Raw genomic sequence first — 22,138 nt, forward strand, 5'->3', positions numbered from 1 at the left:
GATAATACTTCCCGGGAGTTAGTTTATTAATAAATCGAACAGATTATGAGTAACGAAGCAACATTGCACAGTCAACAGGAGGTAATGCACGGCGCGCATGAGCATCATGATCATGAGCACCATCATGAAGACAGTTTCATTTCGAAGTATGTGTTCAGCATGGACCACAAAATGATCGCCAAACAATTCCTGATCACGGGTATTATCTGGGCTATCATTGGTGCCTTCTTTTCTGTATTGTTCCGTTTGCAACTGGGCTTTCCCGATGCTACTTTCCCCTGGCTGGAAAGCATACTGGGTCACTGGGCCAAAGGTGGCCGTATAACTCCCGAAGCCTACTATGCATTAGTAACAATGCACGGCACAATTCTCGTATTCTTTGTATTAACAGCCGGATTAAGCGGCACCTTCTCGAATCTCCTGATTCCTTTGCAGGTAGGTGCACGTGATATGGCTTCTCCTTTCATGAACTGTCTGAGCTACTGGTTCTTCTTCACGGCCAGCCTGGTAATGATGGCTTCCCTGTTTGTACAAACGGGTCCTGCTTCCGGAGGGTGGACAATGTATCCGCCACTGAGTGCATTGGGAGATGCTGCTATCGGTTCTAAAATAGGGGTGGATTTGTGGTTAACCAGTATGGCGCTGTTTGTTGTTTCTCAGCTGCTGGGTGGTTTGAACTACATCTCTACACTGCTGAATATGCGTACCAAAGGGATGAGCATGACCAAAATGCCATTAACAATCTGGTCATTCTTCTTTACTGCCGTATTAGGCGTATTGTCTTTCCCTGTTCTGCTGTCAGGTTTCATCCTGCTGCTGATGGATCGTCACGCTGGCACCAGCTTCTACCTGTCTGATATCTTTATCGCTGGTAAAGCACTGGCAAACGAAGGCGGTAGTGCTATCCTCTATCAACATTTATTCTGGTTCCTGGGTCACCCTGAGGTATATATTATCATTCTCCCTGCCATGGGTATGGTGTCTGAAGTACTGGCGGTTAGCGCACGCAAACCAATCTTCGGTTACCTCGCCATGATCGGTTCCCTGTTCGCCATTTGTATCCTGGCCTTCCTGGTTTGGGCGCACCATATGTTCGTAACAGGACTGAATCCGTTCCTCGGTGCATTCTTCGTACTCTTAACATTATTGATCGCAGTACCGTCCGCCATCAAGGTATTTAACTGGATCACCACCATATGGAAAGGAAATATCCGCTTTACACCGGCTTCCCTGTTCTCTATCGGTTTTGTGAGCACTTTTATCTCCGGTGGTTTAACAGGTATCTGGTTAGGTAACTCTTCTATCGATATTCACCTGCATGATACCATGTTTGTGATCGCCCACTTCCACATTGTAATGGGTGTATCTGCTTTCTTTGGTATGTTTGCCGGTATCTACCACTGGTTCCCTAAACTGTATGGCCGTTTCATGAATAACACCATCGGGTATATCCACTTCTGGATTACCATGATTGGTTCTTACCTGATCTTCTGGCCTATGCACTACGAAGGCATGGCGGGTATGCCAAGAAGGTATTATGATGTATCCGGATGGTCATCATTCAACCAATTCCATGGATTGAACGAATTTATCAGTATCGTGGTAATCCTGGTATTTGCTGTACAGCTGTTGTTCGTTTTCAACTTCTTCTACAGTATCTTCAAAGGAAGAAAAATGACGGAACTGAACCCATGGAAAGCTACTTCACTGGAATGGACTACACCTATTCACGCCGGTCACGGTAATTGGCCTGGCGAAATTCCGGAAGTATACCGTTGGGCTTATGATTACAGTAAGGATGGAAGGGATTTCATTCCACAAACTGAGCCTATAGGACCGAATGAATCAGAACACTAAAATATATTCAGGATGCCGGAAGAGCGGTTTAACATAACCTTTCTTCCGGAATCCGGTTCACTGTGAGTTTGTAAATTTGTTCCGGATTAAAACCCGGAATGTGGATAGAAAAAACATGTTGCAAGAAAACTCCATAAAGTTGTCGTCATCGTATGCAGTAGCGAGTAAGGTGAAAGATTACTCTCAGTTAATGAAGTTTAATCTCACCTTCATGGTGGTGTTTTCATCTGTGGTAGGATATCTGCTGGTGCCTGGTGTGGAGTTTAATCTCGTTAAAGTTCTTTTATTATTTGCCGGTGGGTTGCTGGTTTCCGGATCAGCGAATACCATCAACCAGATATGGGAAAAAAATACGGACAAGTTAATGGCACGCACAGCTCCGCGTCCTTTACCTTCCGGTCGGATGACTGAAGGAGAAGCGATCGGAATAGCGGTGATAACCGGTTTGGCAGGTACATTTATCATGGCCTATTGCTTTAACTGGCTGAGTGCTGTACTAAGTCTGGCTTCTTTGATCATATATGGTTTTGTATATACACCATGGAAGAAATGGAATTCACTGGCTGTGTTAGTGGGTGCTATTCCGGGTGCTTTACCGCCGTTAATCGGTTGGGCGGCAGGCTCCAATAGCATTAGTGAAGATGGCTGGTCTTTATTTGCTATCCAGTTTCTGTGGCAGTTCCCGCATTTCTGGGCTATTGCCTGGATTGCGCATAAAGATTATACCAGAGCGGGTTTCAAGCTATTACCTGCAAACGGTGAACCCAACAGGTTTACTGCTTTACAGGCTGCCACGTATGCATTATTGCTGATACCGGCAGGCGTAGCACCTTACCTGTTAAAGATCACAGGTGGTATTTCTGCCATCGTGGCTATCCTTGCAGGGCTGTTTTTTCTGTACCGGGCTATTAACCTGTACAGAAAGAATGATGTTCCTGCGGCGCGTAAACTGATGTTCGGTTCTTATATTTATCTGACCGTTATTCAGCTGGCACAGCTGCTTGACAAGGTTTAAAAAAGAAGGAGTGATGCATACAATGAGCATACAACGTAAAAAAATACATCCGCATAAATATTCCCTATGGATAGCAATGGGTAGCATTACCATGATGTTCATCGGGTTTACCAGTGCGTACGTTGTGAAGAGATCACAGGCAAACTGGCTGGCATTTGAATTGCCGCATATTTTCTGGTTATCTACTGCCGTAATTTTACTGAGTAGTTTAACCATTCACCTGGCTTTAAAGCAATTTAAAGAAAGGAATATGCAGCGTTACAAGCAGCTGATCACTATCACAGCAATACTGGGCGTAGCATTTGCCGTGTGTCAATGGATTGGTTTCATGCAGTTGAAATCTGTGGGGCTACCCCTGAACGGGCCGGTTTCGGCTTCATTTATTTATGTAATCGTAGGCGTACACATGTTGCACGTATTGGGTGGTGTAGTTGCACTACTCGTTATGTTTGGCAGGGCCTACAGAACCCGTGTACGCACCTATAGCGCAGTGCCCATTGAAGTGGCAGCCACTTACTGGCATTTCGTGGACATACTGTGGATTTACCTGTTAATTTTTTTAAGTATCGCCAGATAAACTTTGTAAAATTTTATAAAACTAACAATGGATACAGCAGTTACAGCGAAGAAAAAATGGTGGGCCGGAGGATATTCTCCCTTTAATGTGAGCTATGGCAAGTTGATGATGTGGTACTTCCTGATGTCAGATGCGTTCACTTTCGGCGCCTTGTTGATATCATATGGTACCATCCGGTTTTCCAGCACCTCCTGGCCTGATCCCAATGAAGTGTTCAAATCATTTCCCGGCATGGGCCATGCCAATATGCCGCTGGTATTTGTGAGCTTAATGACCTTCATTCTCATCATGAGTTCTGTAACCATGGTACTGGCTGTACATGCCGGTCACATGAGAGATAAGAAAACCGTCGCCAAATGGCTTATCTGGACAATCATAGGCGGTTTCGCCTTCCTGAGCTGTCAGGCATGGGAATGGACACACTTGTACCATGAAGGTGCCTGGTGGGGTCGTAACCCTTTCCCAAACATCGATGGCACAGTTGCTTCCACTAACTTTACCAACTTCTTCTTTACCATTACCGGTTTCCACGGCTTGCACGTAACTTCCGGTGTGATACTGAATATCGTTATCCTCGCCAACGTACTGAAAGGTACTTATGAAAACAGAGGCCACTACGAGATGGTGGAAAAAGTAGGTCTGTACTGGCACTTTGTAGATCTGGTATGGGTATTCGTGTTCACTTGCTTCTACCTGCTCTAAGTCGTACAGGTAAGTAAATGAATACATGGTTTGTTATTGATGATTTGAATCTGATTTTAGAATTTATTTAATTTAAATAGTAATGGAGCATACTCATACTGCAGAAGGGCATGAAAATGCACACGGTGGGTCTACCAAAGCGATCTGGAGAACATTCTGGATTCTGCTGTTTATCACGATGATAGAAGTAGGTTTGGCATTTTTGCACCTGGAAACAGGTTTCCCAAGCAGAGTACTGTTAAACGCCGTATTTGTGGGTCTTACAGTATTGAAGGCATTTTATATCGTGGCTGAATTTATGCACCTCGGCTCTGAGATAAAAAACCTGATCTATACAATAATGTTACCTTTACTGCTGTTTGTATGGTTCATCATCGCTTTTCTCTATGAAGGTAATTCATGGAAAAATATGATCAAGGACCTCAAACCAGGTACACCTATTGAAGCAACAAAGGCACCTGTTAAAGAAGCAGCACACGGACATTACTAGTTTTTACAGCTAAAATTATAAGTATCATTTCTAGCAGGGCTATTTTAGGAGTTTCGTTGGCAATATTGGTGCCCTTGATCGGTTATCTCATTGTAGATCACTACGGAAGAAATGTAATACCGATACCCGGTTATTTTATTCCCGAGAGAGTTGATACCCTTGTAAAAGATGGGAAGACTACTTATGATACCGTTTTTCATAAGATCAGCGACTTTGAAATGACCAATCAGTTAGGTCAGAAAGTAAGCCTGAGCAACCTGGAAGGAAAAGTATTACTTGTTGATTTCTTTTTTACTTCCTGTCCTTCTATCTGTCCTACTTTGACAAAAAACCTGAGAAAGGTCCAGAGCGCCTACGTAAAGAACGATACTTTACTGCAAATCCTCTCCTTTTCAGTAGACCCCGTAAGGGATTCGGTAGACAAACTACGTAAATACGGGTATGAATACCAGGTGAATCCTGATAACTGGTGGTTGCTGACCGGTGATAAGAAAAAGATCTATGATCTTGCCCGGAATGACTTTTTTGTTTCAGTAACAGAAGGTGACGGCGGCCCGGATGATTTTATTCATACGGAGAAGCTGGTACTGATTGATAAAGACAGGAACATCAGGGGATATTATAACGGACTCGATTCCAATGCCGTAAAACGTTGTGCAGCAGATATTGCTACCCTGCACCTCGAAAAAGGCAGACACCGTCCCGGATTTATGCAATTCCTGAAAAAAATATTTTCCGGAGCAGAGTGATAAAACAATATTTTGTGAAAGGTGGATAAAGAAAGGTTCTTCACCTTTCCTTGTCCACCTTTCACATTTTTTATGATATATGCAGCTAAAAGATAAAAATCTCAATACACCAATTGCCATCGTCTCGGTTGTTATTCCGGTGCTGGTGGCGGCATTGTTCTTTTTACCGAAGCCGGATATGCATCCTGGCTTTGATGTGAAGATCCTGCCCTTCTTTCATGCCATCCTCAACTCTACTACAGCGGTGTTGCTGCTGGCCAGCCTGTATTTTATAAAGAACGGCCGGGTAACGGCGCATAAAAGAACCAACCTGGTTGCGGTAAGTTTATCTGCCATCTTCCTGTTGTCGTATGTTACTTACCATTCGCTGGCGCCTGAAACCCGCTTTGGCGACGTAGATCATAACGGCGTGGTGGATGCAGCTGAAATAGCCATGCTGGGAGGAATCCGTTACCTCTATTATTTCCTGCTGCTTACACACATCGTGTTGGCCGCGGTGATAGTGCCACTGGTGCTTTTTACTTTGCTGCGCGGCTTTCAGAACGATATTCCCCGCCACCGTAAAATAGCGCGTATCACCTGGCCTATCTGGTTTTATGTATCGATTACCGGTGTGATCGTGTATATCATGATTTCTCCTTACTACCATTGATATAATTAAGGAAGATTTTTAGGGGAGATGCCCTAATTTTGTTGAATCAAAATATGTTGACATGAAGAAGTTGTGTTTGCTATTGCTTACAGGTGTATTGACGATGATGAGTACTTCGCTGATGGCACAGTGTTCTCTCTGTACCAAAACGGCGCAACAGTTGGGAGAAGGCCCTGCTAAAGGATTGAACAACGGTATCCTGATGCTGGCATTAACACCCCTTGCCATTATTGGTTTCCTCGCTTTCCGCTGGTGGAGAAGCAACAAGGAAGCCTGAATATAGCAGGATGGCTATACTGCATGCATGGTGAACCGGTAGTAAATAGCCTTTCATTTTTCTACACCCCGAGCAACTATGATTACCTACAGAAAAGCAGATATAAGGGATATCTCGCAGGTAACCCATTTGCGGTTACAGTTTCTGAAAGAAGTATACCCTAAAGCTGATCTTTCCCAGGACAGTGTGCTGATTGATCAGTTAACAGCGTATATGTCAGAACATCTTCCCAAAGGCGATTTTGTGAACTGGTTTGCCGAACACACAGGCAAGGCAGTGGCCAGCGCCGGTATTGTTTTTTATAATCAGCCGCCATTGTACCACAACATGGAGGGAAAGGTGGCTTACATCCTCAATGTATATACACTCCCCCACTACCGCCGGAAAGGGATAGCAAAGGTTTTGCTGGATAAAATTATGGAAGAAGCCCGGCAGCGCAATGTGGGCAAAGTTAGTTTGCATACAAGCGCCGACGGACGTGCATTATACGAACAGCTGGGCTTTCTGGCCAGTGATAGTGAAATGACCTTCCAGCTGCCCCGTATACAGTGAGTGATAATGTTATTCCTCTTCTTCTCTCAGTTCAAATACCGGGCAATCTACCCGTAGATCGGCCTGTTTCATAGGTAATTTGAACAGGGTGCAATAATGTCCTTTTTTCACGGTATAGTGTTGACAATTAAAGCACATGTGCTGTGTGGTGATGACCGCCTGCTGATTGAGCTGATAGATCAGCTGCATCAGCTGTTCCAATAGCGCCGCCTGTTCTTTGGCCGGCGCCATTTCCACTGTTTCCAGCAAAGGAAGGGCAAAGTGCTCCACCTTTTTGGCGACAGTGCGGCCTTCCTTTAAAAGTTGTAGGAAGTGACTGCGTGTGTCTTTGGTGCTTGGCTTTCTGACCAGGTACTGCTTCTGTTCAAGGGATTTAACGGCATCACTGATCGTAGCCTTCGTCATATTAAAATGTGACGCTAACGAGGTGACGGTCCGTTTTTCCTCCGGGTAATGAAGCAAAAAGGTAAGTACCTGGATCTGTATGGGACTCAAACCATACTGTGTAGCCTCCTGCCATAAGAGTACACGGAAGGCCTCCGAGAGGCGCTCTAGTGCTACAACTACTTTGCTCGATGTATGTTCTGCCTGCTGAGCGGGGCTGAATGTGGAAACTTTCCCCATATTTTTATGCTATCCTTAAAAGTTAGCCAGGCAAGGTACAATATAAAAGCATCGCTGTAAATAACATCTTAGTGACATACTTTGTAAAATGGCAACTTATCATGGTGGCCAAAAACGTCTTTCAGTAGCGCCTTTTCGGTGAATGGTTACCTATTAAAATTAGACAGATTGCTCCGGCGGATAAGTCCACAAAAGCAAGCTAAAGCTAACCGCTTTGTACCACGCCTGATGCATGCGTGCTGTTTCTGTAGTAGTATAACCGGCAGTATTCAGAAAATACCTGCCTGCCTCACTGATCGGAAAAATGAAAGTGGACATATACCGCAGGTAAATGGTTGAAAGTGGGGAAAGGTCGTCAATGGGAACATTCTTTGATTGCAACTGCGTGATAATCCTTTCTTCAAACTCGGACCAACGGCGGTTTTCAGGCCGCTCACACAATTGGTTGATCCATCCCCGGAAATGAGGGCGAAGCGATTGCATGTAATCAGGATCGGTTGTACCGCTGCTGATAAAGTAATGAGCCAGGTAATTATTGGCCAGCAGCTGCTCATGCCATTTATCCAGTATCTCTTCTGCATGTGGTGCCAGTACTGCGCCGGCTTTGGTAAGATACTGCTCATCTTCATAGGTGAACAGCATCATTCTTTTCAGTTTTACCAGGGTCAGTGCATCAATAGATGATCTCTTGGGATCAGGAATTACGGAAGCCCGCTGCGCCGCATTATTCATATCTGCTTATTTAGATTTTTATAGCGATCTGGTTGATATTACAAATATAATCAGGAAGCCTAACTAAAAGAAGGCCTTATAACGATTAACAAATACACGGAAACAATATCGCATATGATAGTTTAAAATAATTTGAGATTCTGATCCTAACAATTTAGCTTTGACCGCTTGTTATCCATGCGCAATAATCATCCCACATGAAAAACATTTTTTATCAGTTCAATAAAAACGGCCTGTCTGTTACCCCTGCCATTGTACCAATGCCGGAGAATTCAATAACCCTCCCTATTAGAAACGATTCTCAACGCATAATGTACCTATCCCTACTGGCATTTTTTTTTGGTGCGGGAGTTGTAATCCTGGCAAAGTCCGTGTCATGGCTGATTAACGTATTTACACAATTTTTCTTCCTGGAGGGCACCGGAGATCCGGCAGCTCATCATTTAGGGGGGTGGGTGATCCTGGTGCCATTGGCCGGCGGGTTACTGGCTATCCTCCTGACCGGGCGCAACATTCCCTTGTTCAAAACGCTGGCGATGGCCATAGGCATCGGTACGGGTGCCCCGCTTGGTGTTGAAGGAGTGGTGATGCATGGTGGTGGGGCTTTGGTGGCTACAGGCAGCAGGTTTTTGCGTATTACAGCGGCGGAAGGTCATATACTGCTGGTCGCCGCCATAGGCAGTGGGATGTCATGGTACCTGGGCGCCCCTGTGGCGGCCATTTTCCTGGCACTGGAAGTACTCCTGCTGGAATGGTCTTTCCTGGCCATTTTACCGGTAGTAATGGGGGCAGCTACGGGCGGCCTCTTTCACTATTACCTGTTGGAAGGCAAACCGTTCTTCTCTATGGGTGCGGGACCAGCCAACAATGGTATGGCCATCGTGGCATATACGGTGGCTGGTCTGTTCATTGGTTTATTATCGGTGCTGATCGTAAAACTATCCCGTAGATGGACCCGGTGGTTTGATAAGCTATCGCTGCGCAGCCGCTGGTGGCTGCTTCTGGGAGCGGCACTGGTGGGAGTGGCGGGTTATTGCGCACCGGAAACATTAGGTACGGGCGCACACTTCGGGAATGATCTGCTGCAGGCCCATGTTACGATACAGTTGTTGTTTATACTGGGCATCATAAAACTGCTTCCCTGGCTGTTTTATACGGCGGCTAATAAGAGCGGTACCGCTATTATGCCGTTGCTGATCATGGGCGGGGCTACCGGTTTGTTGCTGGCCCTCATTATCCAGTTGATCTTCCCGGCGGTGATTATCAACCCTGCCATGGCGGCGCTGATAGGTATGGGCGCCCTCTTTGCAGGCGTGTCCAGGGCTTTATTGACCGCTGTTATACTGATCGTGGAAATGACGCACGAAACAGCAGCTGTATTGCCGCTGGTTTGTACTTGCATGGTCTCTTATGGTATTTCTTTCTTCCTGATAAAAACAAAACGCAAGGCCGTTGAAGACCTTGCGCTTTGTTGAAAATATTACTCTCCGCCCGAAACAAATTTCAGTCCTACTATAGACCCTATCAGCATGATCAGGAAAAAGACCCGCCACATAGCTGCCGGTTCTTTAAAAAAGATCATACCTGCAATGGCTGTTCCTGCCGCACCAATGCCCGTCCATACAGCATAGGAGGTACCTATGGGCAAGCCGCTGTTAATGGCTTTGTTCAGAAAGAAAAAGCTGAGTGAAATACATACAAAGAAGCTCACTGAAGGCCATAACTTTGAAAAGTTCTCAGAATATTTGAGTGAAATAGTAAAGCCTATTTCAAATAATCCGCCAATAAGCAGGAGTAACCAAGCCATGATAACCAGATTTACAGATGATAAAAAAAAGAAGAAACTATTAAATGATTGAAGAGATGAGACACCCGCTCCCTGTGGATTACAGGCCGTAATTAAATACCGCGTAGGCGATTGATACGCCAAAGGATGTAGAACGCATGGGGCGAAGATAATAAAATTGTGGGAACCTGTACCGGAGCGGTGGCACATTAATTTTTGGTGGCAACATAACGGTAAAGGTTGAACGTTTCAGATTGCAGCAGTGCCTGTATTTCCAGTTGCAGTTGTTTTTTGCTGACATCTTTCATGCGCCGGTATTGCAGGAGCTGATACGCTTTTTCGGCCAACAGCAAGGTATGTCGCTGCTGATGATGCAATACGCCCTGGTGGTGCCGGGTGATGGCTGCACTGATTTCGTTGATGCCTTCCTGTTGGGTCGCCACTGATTTTATTACAGGGATCTCCCAGTCGTCATGATGCTTGCTGTGCGCCAGCAGCCGCAGGTTTTTTACAAATGCATCTGCACTATCCCTGTCTGATTTATTCACCACAAAAATGTCTGCAATCTCCATCAGTCCTGCTTTCATGGTTTGTATTTCATCACCGGCTTCGGGTACAACTACCACCACGGTGGTATCTGCAATACCGGCAATCTCTACTTCGCTTTGCCCTACGCCTACTGTTTCAATAAAAAGATAATCGAAACCAGCTGCTTTGATAAGATCACTTACTTCAATGATTTTTGGACTCAGGCCGCCCAGTGCTCCCCGGCTGGCCATAGACCGGATAAATACCAATGGATTGTTGAAATGTTGACTCATCCGGATTCTGTCGCCCAGCAACGCACCGAAATTAAAAGGGGATGAAGGATCTATAGCAATGATGGCTATACGTTTTTGCTGGTCCAGCAAATGTGTGATGAGGGCGTTGACAAGGGTGCTTTTACCTGCTCCCGGTGGACCGGTAATACCAACCACTTTGGTGTGATTGTTTACTGGCAATTGTTCCAGCAGCGTTGTATAACCGGCAGCTTCATTTTCTACCAGTGAAATACAACGGGCCAGGGCTTTTATATCACCATGAATGAGCCCATTTATATATTGCTGGTACATGCACAAACGCTTTAGTTAATCAGGTATTCCAGGATGCCTTTATCTGCTTTTATTTTCTTGCTGCTCACGGCTGCTTTTACCAGGACACTGTTTTCCTGGTGCTTGCCCCTGGAGTTTTCATGATGATATAAATGAAAAGCAACGCCTCCCATTTTGATAAATTTTTTCCGGATGCCTGCATTGAGTAGTCTCACAGCGATATCATTATCTTCCATGCCCCAGCCGGTAAAGTTTTCATCATAACCATTTACGGTAATAAGATCTTTTTTCCAGAAAGACATATTACAACCTTTTACATAGTACTTGTACTTGCCGTTTACTTTATAGCGGGTAGACAAGTATTCGCTCAGTGAGGCGGAACGTAATGCGTTGAAAATGTGACTGAATGGAGCGGAACGATAGTTCACCGCTATTTTATGCCCCTGTAAAAGTTTATCGGTGATGTGGGCAGATAATAAAGCGCGGCTGCCGGTAATGAAGTAGCCTTCTTCGGCAAGCGCCATATGATCTTCAATAAAATGTTTATCGAGGATAAGATCCCCGTCAATTTGTATGATATAATCTGAGGTGGATTGTGCGATCCCTTTATTCCGGATCTGGGCCAGTCTGAATCCTTTATCTTCCTGCCAGACATGAATAAGGGGTACCGGGAAATCTTTTTTTATAAGGTTGATTAACTCCCTGGTATCTTCCCTGGAGCCATCATCTGCAACGATCACCTCTGTGGGTAATACTGTTTGTGATCTTATACTATTAAGACATAAGGATAAGGCTGCCGGCCAATTATAAGTAGAAATCAACAATGATATTGTAGATGTGGTCGTTAGCATGTTTGTGAGTAAGTAATAATGTTATCTATAAAGGTATTTCTTTTATTTAATATATAGACGATGCCGGCTCAATAAGCATATTATCTATGCTACATCAGGCATGATTTTTTTAACTTTAGAACAAATACAATTCAGCAGGATGACGAATTTTATCTCCATATTTCCCCTTGGCGTAGTGGTATATCCGGGTGAACAATTGAATCTTCATGTGTTCGAGCCCCGGTATAAGCAACTGGCCGGAGAATGTATCGCTGAAAAGAAGCCTTTTGGTATTCCGGCTGTAATTGACAAAAAAATAATGGAATATGGTACACTTGTAGAGATAGAACAGGTAGATAAATTGTATGATAATGGGGAAATGGACATTATAACCCGTGGTACTACTGTGTTTCGTACCCTGGAGCATATTCACACAATTCCCGATAAATTATATGCCGGCGCCATTGTAAATTATCCTGAAAATAAGGAGGGCGGAAATAGCCGGTTGCTGGAGGAGGTACTGCATGGTATCCGGGAGCTGCACGCCATTTTACAGGTACATAAAACGTTTAAGAAAGATGACGACCAGCTTACTTCTTATGACATCGGACACCATGCAGGATTATCTATTCATGAAGAATATGAGTTGCTGCACCTGTTTTATGAAGTACAGCGACTGGAGTACCTGAAACGCCACCTGCACAAGGTTATTCCCATGATGGCGGAAATGGAAAAGCTCAAAGAGCGCGTAAAGCTGAATGGGCATTTCAGGAATTTATCTGCTGATAATTTATAATTTTTAGGAAGATGATGATCTGGTAAGGATTTCAAGGCTAGATTAAGGGAACTTTAACGTGCTTTTAACAGGGCGGAATTTGGTTTTTTTTGCTTCCCGCCTTAAAAAGTAGATATTTGCAGACCCATATTTTCTCTGTATAAGGGTTTAACTCAATATCTGATACGAAATGCATTGGACAAAAGTCAGTATTCTTTGCTTCCTGGTTGGATTGTTCCTGGTAGCAAATAATGCTATAGCACAGGACAACTCACCATATTCGCGTTACGGATTAGGCGATCTGAACAACAACCAGAATACGGTAAACCGTGGTATGGGCGGTGTATCTCAGGCTTACGGTGATCCGCAATCCGTCAATTTTATTAATCCGGCCAGTTATACCAACCTGATGCTCACAACATTTGATGTGGGTATAGAAGGCGGTTCCAGGTCTATTTCTGAGAATAATAACAAGTTCAATTCCGGATTTGGTACGCTCTCTTATATTCAGATAGGTATTCCCATCAGGAAAAAATGGGGACTGAACCTGGGTTTGCGCCCGGTTACCAGGGTATCTTATAATATCCAGCAATCTGAAGACCATAATTTCTTTGATACCCTGAAACTGCCCATCACCAATAAGTATGAAGGCAGTGGCGGTCTCTATCAGCTGTATGCTGGTACGGGCGTAGGGATCGGGAATTTCAGCATCGGGGTCAATGTGGGCTATCTGTTTGGCAATATCGAGAATAACACCCGGGTGATCTATCCTACAAATGATATTTTCGCTTCCAGGCATATGTCGCGCATCAGCTATAACAGCTTCTTCTACAAGGTAGGGTTGCAGTATAAAGCCAAGCTTGCCAAAGATATGGACCTGACCCTGGGCGCCAGCGGAAGCTTAAAACAAAATATGAATGCACGTAGGGAAACCCTGAGTGAAACCCTCTTATACAATTCCTCCAGTAACGATTATACAAACCAGGATACTGTTTCTTATGCAAAAGGAGCAAAAGGCAAGGTGGTATATCCGGAAGAGCTGGGCGCTGGTTTCATGATCCGTAAATTCGATAAATGGATGGTGGGCATGGATTTTAACAGCACACAATGGAGTAATTACACCAATTACGGTGCAAAGGATTCTTTACAAAATGCCTGGAAAGTATCAATAGGCGGCCAGTTCGTTCCTAATGCCACCGCACTGAGCGGCTATTGGAACAGGGTGGCTTATCGCCTGGGTGCTTACTACGGACTGGATTACCTGAAGCTCAATGGCGAGGATATGCCATTGACAGGCTTTACCATAGGCGCCGGCCTGCCGGTTCGCCGTTTGCCCTACTCTAACCAGTACAGCATGGTCAACCTGGCCTTTGATGTGGCACACCGTGGTAACAACAAAACAGCCCTGAAAGAGAATATCTACCGCGTTTCACTGGGCTTTACGCTGAGTGACAGATGGTTTATCAAGAAGAAATACGATTAATATCATCAACATAATAAAGAACAGAGAAGTGGAATGCGCATTAAAAATGCATTCCACTTTTCTGTTATAATACGCCATCGTATCTTTGGAAATCTTTTAACTTATCTCCCCCGGAGCATAATCAATGATAAGAAGAACACTTTTTTACATACTGATAGCTGCTGCCTTTGTTGGTTGTGAGAATGATATAGCGGCGGTCATGGAGTTTGACTCTAAAAAAGCCGCCGTTGAAAATGGTACGGGTATTACCACCATTTTCAGCCAGGGAGGAAAAGTAAATGCGAAGCTCACCGCCCCGGCTATGGAGCGTAGCCTCGACAAGCCTTCTTACGTGATGTTCAAGCAGGGATTGAAAGTATTCATGTATAATGATACACTGGGGCTGGAAAGTACCTTATCTGCCGATACAGGCAGGTACCTGGAAGATGAAGGTTATGTATACCTGAAGAAAAATGTGGTGGTCATCAACAAAAAAGGAGAAAAACTCAATACAGAAGAGTTGAACTGGGATCCTAAGAAGAAGATCTTCTATTCTACCAAAGAAGTGTTTATAAAAACGCCTACGGACTCCCTGCATGGCTGGGGCCTGGAAGCCAATGAAGACTTCAGCGAAAAGAAGATCATCAGCGTAAGCGGTCCTATTACCGTACAGGACAGCCTTTCTACACAGTAAGATCAATTAACAGAAACGTATATACGAAAGAACCCCACCTGTACGGTGGGGTTCTTTCGCTTTAACCTATTTTTTAACCTAAAATTTGTAATATTAAAAACAATAATTATGCCAGTTTGCCGTGTTATATGCACATTTGCAATAGTTTATTTAGCTGGACAAGCGCACAGGTCATGTTATAGCGCCGCCCTTCAAAAAGTAGCCACCGGAGTTGTATTTGTGGCGACTGATTTTTATATTTAGTAAAACAGATAGGAATATGGAAACAATTAACTGGCCGGATTTTGAAAAAGTAGAAATGAGAGCAGGCACTATTGTAGAAGTAAATGACTTTCCAAAAGCACGCAATCCCTCTTTTCAGCTGGTAATAGATTTTGGCCCCGAACTGGGCCTGAAAAAATCATCTGCGCAGATCACGCAGCTTTATGAAAAAGAGGCATTGATAGGCAGGCAGATTATTGCAGTTGTTAACTTCCCCCCGAAGCAGATTGCTAATTTTATGTCAGAGTGCCTGGTACTGGGTGTTGTAGGGGAAAATAAGGAAGTTGTATTGCTGAAACCAGACCGAATTGTGAAGGATGGACAACGTATAGCGTAATAAAATTTAATTAATAAGCATTGCATCTTCGTTATCTATTTATTATCAATCTATTATACATATTTATTCAACGTAATTCTATATAATTATAATATGATAATTTATTTAATATAATAACTTAGTTACCATAATCATGATTTCACGAACAATAATGCATCGTTCACGGAAATGAGAACAAGAACTAAAATCGGCGATATATCTTTGTTCTAGGTTTTTCATAGGATATGGTTAAAATTATTACAAGGGGGGTATTCTTACCACCCCTTTTTTTTGTCCTTTCCCGTCGGTTTTTACTTATTCCCTTTTTTCCCGGTTATTCTTTTTCTCCTTTATCCGGGTTTTGAATAACACTCCTTTTTCGTTTACTGCACATATCCGGATTTTAGACACGGTCAGTTTTCATCTTCCCCGACGGTTATTTTACTACTGGAACTGCTTAAAATGACTGTTTTTCACATATATCATTTATAATCAGCACGTTATCTTTTTTATGACACATTATCATTAATCATGAAATGTTTTTGGGCCCTATACGTTAACCTTCCTTTTCGCTACGTTCCCTGTTTAAAATACATCGTTCACTAAAATGTGACAACACTGTTTCCAAAAATAGGCCACCTTTGGTATAGGTTTTTCAATAAAGATATGGTTAAAATTTTTCGGGGCTGTAGTCTTGCAGCCCTGTTTTTTTTTCTACTACCCGAAGAACCATCTCCAGGTACAAATCCAACAAAAAGAAAAGTGAATAGCGAATAACGGAATTACATTGGAGACGTATGTCGAATATGGTGTCCCTATACCTATAATATAAAAGGAAGAATTACGAATCAGGTTAATCCTGGTTCATAATTCTTCCTTCTTCATTTCAGGGTACTTTATTTCAGAAACTCCGCCGGATATGCCTTATCCAGCAGGTTATTGTAAATGAACCGGTATGTTTCACCGGCAGAATGCGCACTTTTTAAGCCTCCCCAACCGTGGCGCTCGCCAGGATAGAGCATCAGCTCAAAGTGTTTGTTAAGATTTTCCAGTTTGTCTACCAACTGAATACAGTGCTGCATATGTACATTATCATCCATCGTACCGTGTACAATACGGATGAGGCCCTTATACTTGTCGGCATAAGTCATTACAGCGGTTGATCGGTAGCCTTCAGGGTTCTCTGCCGGCGTATCCATGTAACGTTCTGTATAGTGGCTGTCATACAGTTTCCAGTCCGTAACGGCAAAGTTGGCCATGCCATGGGTGAATACTTCTGCCCCATAGGTGAGGGCCATACAAGTCATATATCCGCCAAAGCTGCCACCGGTCATACAGATCTTGCTGCTATCGGCCCAGGGCTGTGAACGGAGCCACCTGGCGGCGTCCATATAATCTTCAATTTCATACTTCCCCATTTGCCGGTGGATGTAGTTCATCCCTGTTTTGCCCAGGTGCCCGCTGCTGCGGTTGTCGATCGCCACCTGGATCACGCCTTCCTGTGCCCACCACTGTTGTACCAGGCTTTGTTTCCAGGTATCATAAACGGTTCCGGCATTAGGACCGCCATAAATGCTGATCAGGATAGGATATTTTTTGCCGGGCTGCATATGCAGGGGCATAATGATGGTCATTGGTAATTCAAGACCATCACGGGTTTTGTAAGTTTTTAGCGCGGTTTTGGCCAGGTTGTACTGCTCAAACCTGCTGCCTTTGCTGTCGCCCAGTTCACGTACCACCTTGCCATTATGATCCAGCAAAGCCATTTTAGCGGGTGTTTGCAGGTTGGAATAGGTAGTAATGAAGTATTTGCCGCCGGGCGCCATATTGATCACATGGTTATAAGGGCCGAAAGTAAGACGGGTGATCGCCCCTGTTTTCATACTAACCTTGTACAGATCAAAGCGCGTAGACGCTTCTTTGCGCGCTGTAAAGTAAATAACCTGGTTTTTTTCATCTGTCTGCAATACTTCTTTCACGGTCCAGTTGCCGGAGGTAAGCTGCTTTTTCAGGGAGCCATCCATATGATGGAGGTAGAGGTGCGACCAGCCTGTTCGATCGCTCTGCAACAGGAAACCCCGGCCATTTTGCAGGAAAGGAACTGCATCAAACCAGTCGATCCAGGTTTTCTGGTGCTCGTCATAGATTTCTTTTTTAACGCCGCTTTGCGGGTTAATGCTATATATTTTCAGGTTATCCTGTCCGCGGTTCATCCATTGCATCCACAGTTGCTTGCTATCGCTGGTCCAGAAAGGCATACCGAAATACTGGTCATCGTTTTCATTGAAATCGGCCCACACAGTGGCGCCACCTGCAACCGGTACTACACCCACTTTTACAGCCGGGTTAGGATCGCCGGCTTTGGGATAGCGGGTATTTTCCAGATAGCCATGCTGGCCTTTTTCGCTGTAGATCGGAAATACAGGCACTTTGGTATCATCAAAATGCATGTAGGCGATCTGACGGCTGTCCGGACTCCACCAGAAAGCGCGGTAATGCGTAGGACGGCCCAGGATTTCTTCATAATACACCCAGGAAGCCCAACCGTTGTATATCACATCGGTACCGTCGGTCGTGTAGCGGATCTCTTTTTTGGAAGCGATTTCAACACTGTAGAGGTCGTTGTTTCGGGTAAAGGCTACATATTTGCCATCGGGCGACAGCGTCGGATTTTTTTCGATAGCGGTATCGTTCGTCAGGCGGATGCTGTTGCCATCGGCATCTTTATAGAATACATCTTTTTCAAGAATACTTACACTGGGCCCGTCTACCGGTGCGGTATAAATAACAGCCTTACCGGTGCGGGCATTGATTTTCCAGGCTTGCATGCGGTCGGAAACCGGATCGGGACGCATTTCCAGGTAATGATCCGCATCGGTCCATTCCTTGATCAGCGGCAACGGTTTACTGATATGGGTGGGCTGTCCACGGAAAACCTGTTCAAATGTAAGATCCTGTTTTTCTTGTGCCCATAGTTGCGGCACCGTCAGCAGCAGCGCCGCGGCCGTTACGCAGATTGGTCTTAACCATTGTACACTTCTCATAAGTTATAATCTCAGGTGTTTGTTGTTGACTGTTGGCGGGCGAAATTAAGCATAACTGAAAAAAAAGCAGGCAGAATTTCCATAAACGGAAGCGGCTACGAAACCGGTTTTAGGCGATTATCTACCAGATATGCAATAAATACCCTCGTCCTGTAAAACGCTATTATTTATAGCAGTGAAACAGGCTAACTTCATAATGGTTTTCATAGGATATGGTCAAAAAATAAGAGGGTTGTAGTCTTACAACCCTTTTGCATGCAGATATTCCCCATAATCAGTTATTTTTGCACTCCAATTGGCATTTACAACTAACTACATGACACAATTATCTGAGCAAGAGATTATACGCCGGGAAAAATTACAGGAGCTGCAAAACATGGGAATAGACCCCTATCCTGCAGCGGAGTACCCGGTTAATGATACTTCCGTTAACATAAAAACAAATTATTCGGAAGAAACAAAGGCGCAATTTCAGGAAGTATGCCTGGCTGGCCGAATCATGAGTGTACGTGATATGGGAAAGGCTGCATTTGCCGTTATACAGGACAAAGCAGGCCGTATCCAGATCTATATCCGCCGTGATGATATTTGCCCGGGAGAAGATAAATCCGGTTACGACACCGTTTTTAAGAAGCTGGTGGATATCGGCGACTTTATCGGGGTAAAAGGCTATGCCTTTATTACCAAAACAGGTGAAACCTCTATCCATGCTACAGAAATTACCATGCTGGCAAAAGCATTGCGCCCGCTGCCGGTAGTGAAGTCTGTAGAAGGACAGGTATTTGACGAAGTAACAGATCCTGAATTTAAATACCGTCAGCGTTATGTAGACCTGGTGATTAACCCGGAAGTGAGAGAGGTGTTCATCAAGCGCACCAAAATCATGCAAACCATCCGCGACTTTTATAACCACCTGGGCTACCTGGAAGTGGAAACACCTATCCTGCAACCTATTCCCGGTGGCGCAACTGCGCGGCCATTTACTACGCATCATAACGCGCTGGACATGCCGCTGTATCTTCGGGTAGCCAACGAGTTATACCTGAAACGCCTGATTGTTGGCGGTTTTGAAGGGGTATACGAATTTGCAAAAGATTTCCGTAATGAAGGGATGGACCGTACCCATAATCCGGAATTTACCGTAATGGAAATGTATGCCGCCTACAAGGATTATGAGTGGATGATGCGTACTACCGAAACATTGCTGGAAAAAATAGCCCTTACATTACACAACACCACGGAAGTACAGGTGGGTGATAAAGTGATCGACTTTAAAGCGCCTTTCCGCCGTGTGACCATGTTTGAAGCAATCCAGGAACATACCGGTGTTGATATTGCCGCTATGGATGAAGCACAGCTGCGCGAGGTGTGTAAGCAACTGGGTATTCACGTAGATCCGAAATTTGGTAAAGGCAAACTGATAGATGAAATTTTTGGCGAGAAATGTGAAGGCCATTATATCCAGCCTACTTTTATTACCGATTACCCGGTAGAAATGAGCCCGCTGACAAAGAAACACCGCAGCAAAGCTGGCCTGGTAGAACGTTTTGAGCTGATGGTGAATGGTAAGGAAATTGCCAACGCCTATAGTGAACTGAACGATCCTATTGATCAGCGTGAACGTTTTGAAGAGCAGGTGCAACTGATGGAACGTGGCGATGATGAGGCCATGTATATTGATTACGATTTCTTACGTGCCCTGGAATATGGTATGCCGCCTACCTCTGGTATTGGTATTGGGATCGACCGCTTAACAATGCTGATGACCAACCAACCGTCCATCCAGGATGTACTGTTCTTCCCGCAGATGAAGCAGGAGAAATAGATTTTATTTTATACAGATTTTTATAAATAACAAAGCAGCAAGGTGTTTTCCTTTGCTGCTTTGTTATTTACAGCCTTTCCGGCCGGTAAAACTTTGCCTGAAATAATCGCTCATTTACCGTTTCACATCGTTAACTTTAAGTAGTGCTTCATTGTATCTTAAAATTAGCCACATGAAAACGATCTTAGTCCCCACTGATTTTTCTGATACCGCATATAACGCCGCCACTTATGCATTGGCGTTAGCGCCACAGCTGGGCGTAGCCCGCATTGTACTTTACCATGCGTATGAGCTGATCGTTCCCATCCCGGATGTACCTACCGTAGTGCCGATGGTAAATCCGGATGATCTGAGAGACGCCAGCCTGGAAGGTCTGGAAAAGATGAAAAAAGAACTGACTGCGTTGCTCTCTCCCGGCCTTACTATTGTAACCCGGGCCGATAATACCCTGTTGGCCGCCACTATCGATGATGTATGCCGCCAGGAAGAAGCAGATATGATTATAATGGGTATCACCGGTGGCAGCAAGATGGAAGAAATCCTGGTTGGCTCCAACACTATTGATGTAGTAAAACATACCAGTTGCCCGGTATTCGTGGTTCCTGGTGCCGCAAAATATAAACCCATCCAGAAAATAGTATTTGCCTGCGATCTGCGCAAAGTGGCTGATACTACGCCGGTAGCACCCCTCAAAAGGTTGCTGTCTGTTTTTAAAGCCGAGCTGCATGTAATCAATATTGATCATGAAAGCCGGCACTTTACAACAGATACCCCTTTCGAAACACTGATGCTGGATACTTTACTGGAAGATTATCAACCTGAATATCATTTCATTGATAATCCTAATATTGTACAGGGGATTGTAGAATTTGCAGAAAGTATTCATGCCGATCTCATCCTTACCATTCCAAAAAAACACGGATTGTTCGAAAGTATCTTCAAACGGAGCCATACTTCAAAGCTGGCCTATCAAACCCATATACCTTTGCTCACAATACACGAATAATTTATACTTTTGATACATATTAATATTCATTTTAACGCTATGCTGAAAAGAACAATGTTGGTACTGCTGGGTGTATTTTGCTTACAGGCCAGCCAGGCGCAGTTCCTGAAAAAACTGGGTGACAAACTTGGCACTAAAACGACGACTACTTCCGGAACAACTGCTACCGGCACAAATATTACAGAATCAGAAGCTGGTTCTGCTATTAAAGAGGCATTATCAAAAGGGGTAACCGCAGGTATTGCCAAACTGAATAAAACAGACGGTTTTTTTGGTAGTGATATCTACAAATTATTATTGCCGCCGGATGCCGTGAAAATTGGTAACACGCTCCGCTCCATAGGTTTGGGTAGCCAGGTGGATAAAGCTATCCTGCAAATAAACCGTTCTGCTGAAAAGGCAATGGGTTATGCAGCACCTATCTTTGTAAATGCCATCAAACAAATGACGCTGACAGATGCATTGAACCTTGTAAAAGGGGGTAATAATTCGGCTACAGAATTTTTCAAAAGTAAAACCACAGATCAGCTGAAATCCGCTTTTTCGCCTGTGGTGAAGAAATCACTGGATAGTACCAGCGCCACCCGTTATTATACTGATATCGTAACTACCTACAATAAACTGCCAACTTCTTTTAACAAGGTAAATCCTGATTTGCAGGATTACGTAACCACCATGGCTGTAACCGCGCTGTTTGACCAGATCGGTAAAGAAGAAGCCGCCATCCGCGCCAACCCTGCCGCGAGAACAACGGACTTATTGAAGAAGGTTTTCGGTAAATAATTTAGGGATTTTTTGATTTACGAATTTAGGAATTTGAA

23 protein-coding genes are annotated in these 22,138 nt (G+C 44.3%); 17 read left to right on the top strand and 6 right to left on the bottom strand.

The features are described from left to right. Nucleotides 1–45 precede the first annotated feature (45 nt). The 9 genes from ABQ275_RS24990 (at nucleotide 46) to ABQ275_RS25030 (ending at nucleotide 6,871) form a co-directional block, all read left to right on the top strand. Entirely contained in the window at nucleotides 46–1,857 is a 1,812-nt protein-coding gene (locus ABQ275_RS24990; protein ID WP_349315873.1) for a cbb3-type cytochrome c oxidase subunit I, read from the top strand. 115 nt (nucleotides 1,858–1,972) lie between these two features. Continuing rightward, the gene (gene cyoE, locus ABQ275_RS24995; RefSeq protein ID WP_349315874.1) at nucleotides 1,973–2,872 is read left to right on the top strand and encodes a heme o synthase; all 900 of its coding nucleotides are present in this window, start codon (nucleotides 1,973–1,975) and stop codon (nucleotides 2,870–2,872) included. A 13-nt stretch (nucleotides 2,873–2,885) separates the two neighbouring features. Continuing rightward, nucleotides 2,886–3,449: a cytochrome c oxidase subunit 3 gene (locus ABQ275_RS25000; RefSeq protein WP_349315875.1), complete on the top strand. Its 564-nt coding sequence runs from the start codon at nucleotides 2,886–2,888 to the stop codon at nucleotides 3,447–3,449. A gap of 27 nt (nucleotides 3,450–3,476) precedes the next feature. Continuing rightward, nucleotides 3,477–4,151 carry a cytochrome c oxidase subunit 3 gene (locus tag ABQ275_RS25005; protein WP_349315876.1) on the top strand — a complete coding sequence of 225 codons (675 nt, stop codon included), beginning with the start codon at nucleotides 3,477–3,479 and terminating at the stop codon, nucleotides 4,149–4,151. 82 nt (nucleotides 4,152–4,233) lie between these two features. Further along, on the top strand, nucleotides 4,234–4,641 hold the full coding sequence (locus ABQ275_RS25010; RefSeq protein ID WP_349315877.1) for a cytochrome C oxidase subunit IV family protein: 408 nt from the start codon (nucleotides 4,234–4,236) through the stop codon (nucleotides 4,639–4,641). A 74-nt stretch (nucleotides 4,642–4,715) separates the two neighbouring features. Beyond that, nucleotides 4,716–5,390 (top strand): SCO family protein, encoded by a 675-nt coding sequence (locus ABQ275_RS25015; RefSeq protein ID WP_349315878.1) that lies wholly within the window; start codon nucleotides 4,716–4,718, stop codon nucleotides 5,388–5,390. 79 nt (nucleotides 5,391–5,469) lie between these two features. After that, on the top strand, nucleotides 5,470–6,042 hold the full coding sequence (locus tag ABQ275_RS25020) for a DUF420 domain-containing protein (protein ID WP_349315879.1): 573 nt from the start codon (nucleotides 5,470–5,472) through the stop codon (nucleotides 6,040–6,042). 61 nt (nucleotides 6,043–6,103) lie between these two features. Further along, complete coding sequence (locus ABQ275_RS25025) at nucleotides 6,104–6,319, top strand: hypothetical protein (RefSeq protein ID WP_349315880.1); 216 nt, start codon at nucleotides 6,104–6,106, stop codon at nucleotides 6,317–6,319. A 78-nt stretch (nucleotides 6,320–6,397) separates the two neighbouring features. Continuing rightward, nucleotides 6,398–6,871: a GNAT family N-acetyltransferase gene (locus ABQ275_RS25030; protein WP_349315881.1), complete on the top strand. Its 474-nt coding sequence runs from the start codon at nucleotides 6,398–6,400 to the stop codon at nucleotides 6,869–6,871. 9 nt (nucleotides 6,872–6,880) lie between these two features. Here the strand turns inward: ABQ275_RS25030 and ABQ275_RS25035 are convergent, their stop codons facing one another. Together ABQ275_RS25035 and ABQ275_RS25040 are read right to left on the bottom strand one after the other, a co-directional pair. Further along, nucleotides 6,881–7,495: a MarR family winged helix-turn-helix transcriptional regulator gene (locus tag ABQ275_RS25035; protein WP_349315882.1), complete on the bottom strand. Its 615-nt coding sequence runs from the start codon at nucleotides 7,493–7,495 to the stop codon at nucleotides 6,881–6,883. Between the two features lie 159 nt (nucleotides 7,496–7,654). Further along, a complete protein-coding gene (locus tag ABQ275_RS25040) occupies nucleotides 7,655–8,227 on the bottom strand; it encodes a protoglobin domain-containing protein (RefSeq protein WP_349315883.1) in 573 nt (190 codons plus the stop codon). Between the two features lie 197 nt (nucleotides 8,228–8,424). On the opposite strand from ABQ275_RS25040, the gene ABQ275_RS25045 reads away from it, so the two are divergent. Then, nucleotides 8,425–9,702: a chloride channel protein gene (locus ABQ275_RS25045; RefSeq protein WP_349315884.1), complete on the top strand. Its 1,278-nt coding sequence runs from the start codon at nucleotides 8,425–8,427 to the stop codon at nucleotides 9,700–9,702. A 5-nt stretch (nucleotides 9,703–9,707) separates the two neighbouring features. Here ABQ275_RS25045 and ABQ275_RS25050 read toward each other — a convergent pair whose 3' ends face one another. The 3 genes from ABQ275_RS25050 to ABQ275_RS25060 form a co-directional block, all read right to left on the bottom strand. Further along, a complete protein-coding gene (locus ABQ275_RS25050; RefSeq protein ID WP_349315885.1) occupies nucleotides 9,708–10,034 on the bottom strand; it encodes a multidrug efflux SMR transporter in 327 nt (108 codons plus the stop codon). 188 nt (nucleotides 10,035–10,222) lie between these two features. Beyond that, entirely contained in the window at nucleotides 10,223–11,125 is a 903-nt protein-coding gene (gene meaB / locus ABQ275_RS25055) for a methylmalonyl Co-A mutase-associated GTPase MeaB (protein ID WP_349315886.1), read from the bottom strand. Between the two features lie 11 nt (nucleotides 11,126–11,136). Then, on the bottom strand, nucleotides 11,137–11,955 hold the full coding sequence (locus tag ABQ275_RS25060) for a glycosyltransferase family 2 protein (RefSeq protein ID WP_349315887.1): 819 nt from the start codon (nucleotides 11,953–11,955) through the stop codon (nucleotides 11,137–11,139). Nucleotides 11,956–12,094: 139 nt separating this feature from the next. Between ABQ275_RS25060 and ABQ275_RS25065 the strand changes: the two genes are divergently transcribed. The 4 genes from ABQ275_RS25065 to ABQ275_RS25080 all read left to right on the top strand — a co-directional run bounded on the left by ABQ275_RS25065 (nucleotide 12,095) and on the right by ABQ275_RS25080 (nucleotide 15,463). Then, nucleotides 12,095–12,730, top strand: coding sequence for an LON peptidase substrate-binding domain-containing protein (locus ABQ275_RS25065; RefSeq protein ID WP_349315888.1), 636 nt, complete (start codon nucleotides 12,095–12,097; stop codon nucleotides 12,728–12,730). 169 nt (nucleotides 12,731–12,899) lie between these two features. Next, a complete protein-coding gene (locus tag ABQ275_RS25070) occupies nucleotides 12,900–14,192 on the top strand; it encodes a hypothetical protein (protein WP_349315889.1) in 1,293 nt (430 codons plus the stop codon). A gap of 124 nt (nucleotides 14,193–14,316) precedes the next feature. Beyond that, nucleotides 14,317–14,865 (top strand): LPS export ABC transporter periplasmic protein LptC, encoded by a 549-nt coding sequence (gene lptC / locus ABQ275_RS25075; RefSeq protein ID WP_349315890.1) that lies wholly within the window; start codon nucleotides 14,317–14,319, stop codon nucleotides 14,863–14,865. Between the two features lie 259 nt (nucleotides 14,866–15,124). Then, nucleotides 15,125–15,463 (top strand): tRNA-binding protein, encoded by a 339-nt coding sequence (locus tag ABQ275_RS25080; protein ID WP_349315891.1) that lies wholly within the window; start codon nucleotides 15,125–15,127, stop codon nucleotides 15,461–15,463. Nucleotides 15,464–16,338: 875 nt separating this feature from the next. Here the strand turns inward: ABQ275_RS25080 and ABQ275_RS25085 are convergent. Then, nucleotides 16,339–18,486: a S9 family peptidase gene (locus ABQ275_RS25085; RefSeq protein WP_349315892.1), complete on the bottom strand. Its 2,148-nt coding sequence runs from the start codon at nucleotides 18,484–18,486 to the stop codon at nucleotides 16,339–16,341. Between the two features lie 316 nt (nucleotides 18,487–18,802). Here ABQ275_RS25085 and lysS point away from each other — a divergent pair, with 316 nt between their 5' ends. From lysS to ABQ275_RS25100, 3 genes are all read left to right on the top strand, one after another. Then, a complete protein-coding gene (lysS, locus tag ABQ275_RS25090; RefSeq protein ID WP_349315893.1) occupies nucleotides 18,803–20,311 on the top strand; it encodes a lysine--tRNA ligase in 1,509 nt (502 codons plus the stop codon). 172 nt (nucleotides 20,312–20,483) lie between these two features. Beyond that, entirely contained in the window at nucleotides 20,484–21,317 is an 834-nt protein-coding gene (locus tag ABQ275_RS25095; protein ID WP_349315894.1) for a universal stress protein, read from the top strand. 39 nt (nucleotides 21,318–21,356) lie between these two features. Then, a complete protein-coding gene (locus ABQ275_RS25100) occupies nucleotides 21,357–22,100 on the top strand; it encodes a DUF4197 domain-containing protein (protein ID WP_349315895.1) in 744 nt (247 codons plus the stop codon). Nucleotides 22,101–22,138 lie beyond the last annotated feature (38 nt).

Source organism: Chitinophaga sp. MM2321, from assembly GCF_964033635.1.
In the GTDB taxonomy this organism is placed as follows: domain Bacteria; phylum Bacteroidota; class Bacteroidia; order Chitinophagales; family Chitinophagaceae; genus Chitinophaga.

Bases quoted from the DNA above. Each gene is read 5' to 3' on its own strand.
- ABQ275_RS24990 (WP_349315873.1), top strand. From the start codon at position 46: ATGAGTAACGAAGCAACATTGCACAGTCAACAGGAGGTAATGCACGGC.
- cyoE (WP_349315874.1), top strand. From the start codon at position 1,973: ATGTTGCAAGAAAACTCCATAAAGTTGTCGTCATCGTATGCAGTAGCG.
- ABQ275_RS25000 (WP_349315875.1), top strand. From the start codon at position 2,886: ATGCATACAATGAGCATACAACGTAAAAAAATACATCCGCATAAATAT.
- ABQ275_RS25005 (WP_349315876.1), top strand. From the start codon at position 3,477: ATGGATACAGCAGTTACAGCGAAGAAAAAATGGTGGGCCGGAGGATAT.
- ABQ275_RS25010 (WP_349315877.1), top strand. From the start codon at position 4,234: ATGGAGCATACTCATACTGCAGAAGGGCATGAAAATGCACACGGTGGG.
- ABQ275_RS25020 (WP_349315879.1), top strand. From the start codon at position 5,470: ATGCAGCTAAAAGATAAAAATCTCAATACACCAATTGCCATCGTCTCG.
- ABQ275_RS25025 (WP_349315880.1), top strand. From the start codon at position 6,104: ATGAAGAAGTTGTGTTTGCTATTGCTTACAGGTGTATTGACGATGATG.
- ABQ275_RS25030 (WP_349315881.1), top strand. From the start codon at position 6,398: ATGATTACCTACAGAAAAGCAGATATAAGGGATATCTCGCAGGTAACC.
- ABQ275_RS25035 (WP_349315882.1), bottom strand. From the start codon at position 7,495: ATGGGGAAAGTTTCCACATTCAGCCCCGCTCAGCAGGCAGAACATACA.
- ABQ275_RS25040 (WP_349315883.1), bottom strand. From the start codon at position 8,227: ATGAATAATGCGGCGCAGCGGGCTTCCGTAATTCCTGATCCCAAGAGA.
- ABQ275_RS25045 (WP_349315884.1), top strand. From the start codon at position 8,425: ATGAAAAACATTTTTTATCAGTTCAATAAAAACGGCCTGTCTGTTACC.
- ABQ275_RS25050 (WP_349315885.1), bottom strand. From the start codon at position 10,034: ATGGCTTGGTTACTCCTGCTTATTGGCGGATTATTTGAAATAGGCTTT.
- meaB (WP_349315886.1), bottom strand. From the start codon at position 11,125: ATGTACCAGCAATATATAAATGGGCTCATTCATGGTGATATAAAAGCC.
- ABQ275_RS25060 (WP_349315887.1), bottom strand. From the start codon at position 11,955: ATGCTAACGACCACATCTACAATATCATTGTTGATTTCTACTTATAAT.
- ABQ275_RS25065 (WP_349315888.1), top strand. From the start codon at position 12,095: ATGACGAATTTTATCTCCATATTTCCCCTTGGCGTAGTGGTATATCCG.
- ABQ275_RS25070 (WP_349315889.1), top strand. From the start codon at position 12,900: ATGCATTGGACAAAAGTCAGTATTCTTTGCTTCCTGGTTGGATTGTTC.
- lptC (WP_349315890.1), top strand. From the start codon at position 14,317: ATGATAAGAAGAACACTTTTTTACATACTGATAGCTGCTGCCTTTGTT.
- ABQ275_RS25080 (WP_349315891.1), top strand. From the start codon at position 15,125: ATGGAAACAATTAACTGGCCGGATTTTGAAAAAGTAGAAATGAGAGCA.
- ABQ275_RS25085 (WP_349315892.1), bottom strand. From the start codon at position 18,486: ATGAGAAGTGTACAATGGTTAAGACCAATCTGCGTAACGGCCGCGGCG.
- lysS (WP_349315893.1), top strand. From the start codon at position 18,803: ATGACACAATTATCTGAGCAAGAGATTATACGCCGGGAAAAATTACAG.
- ABQ275_RS25095 (WP_349315894.1), top strand. From the start codon at position 20,484: ATGAAAACGATCTTAGTCCCCACTGATTTTTCTGATACCGCATATAAC.
- ABQ275_RS25100 (WP_349315895.1), top strand. From the start codon at position 21,357: ATGCTGAAAAGAACAATGTTGGTACTGCTGGGTGTATTTTGCTTACAG.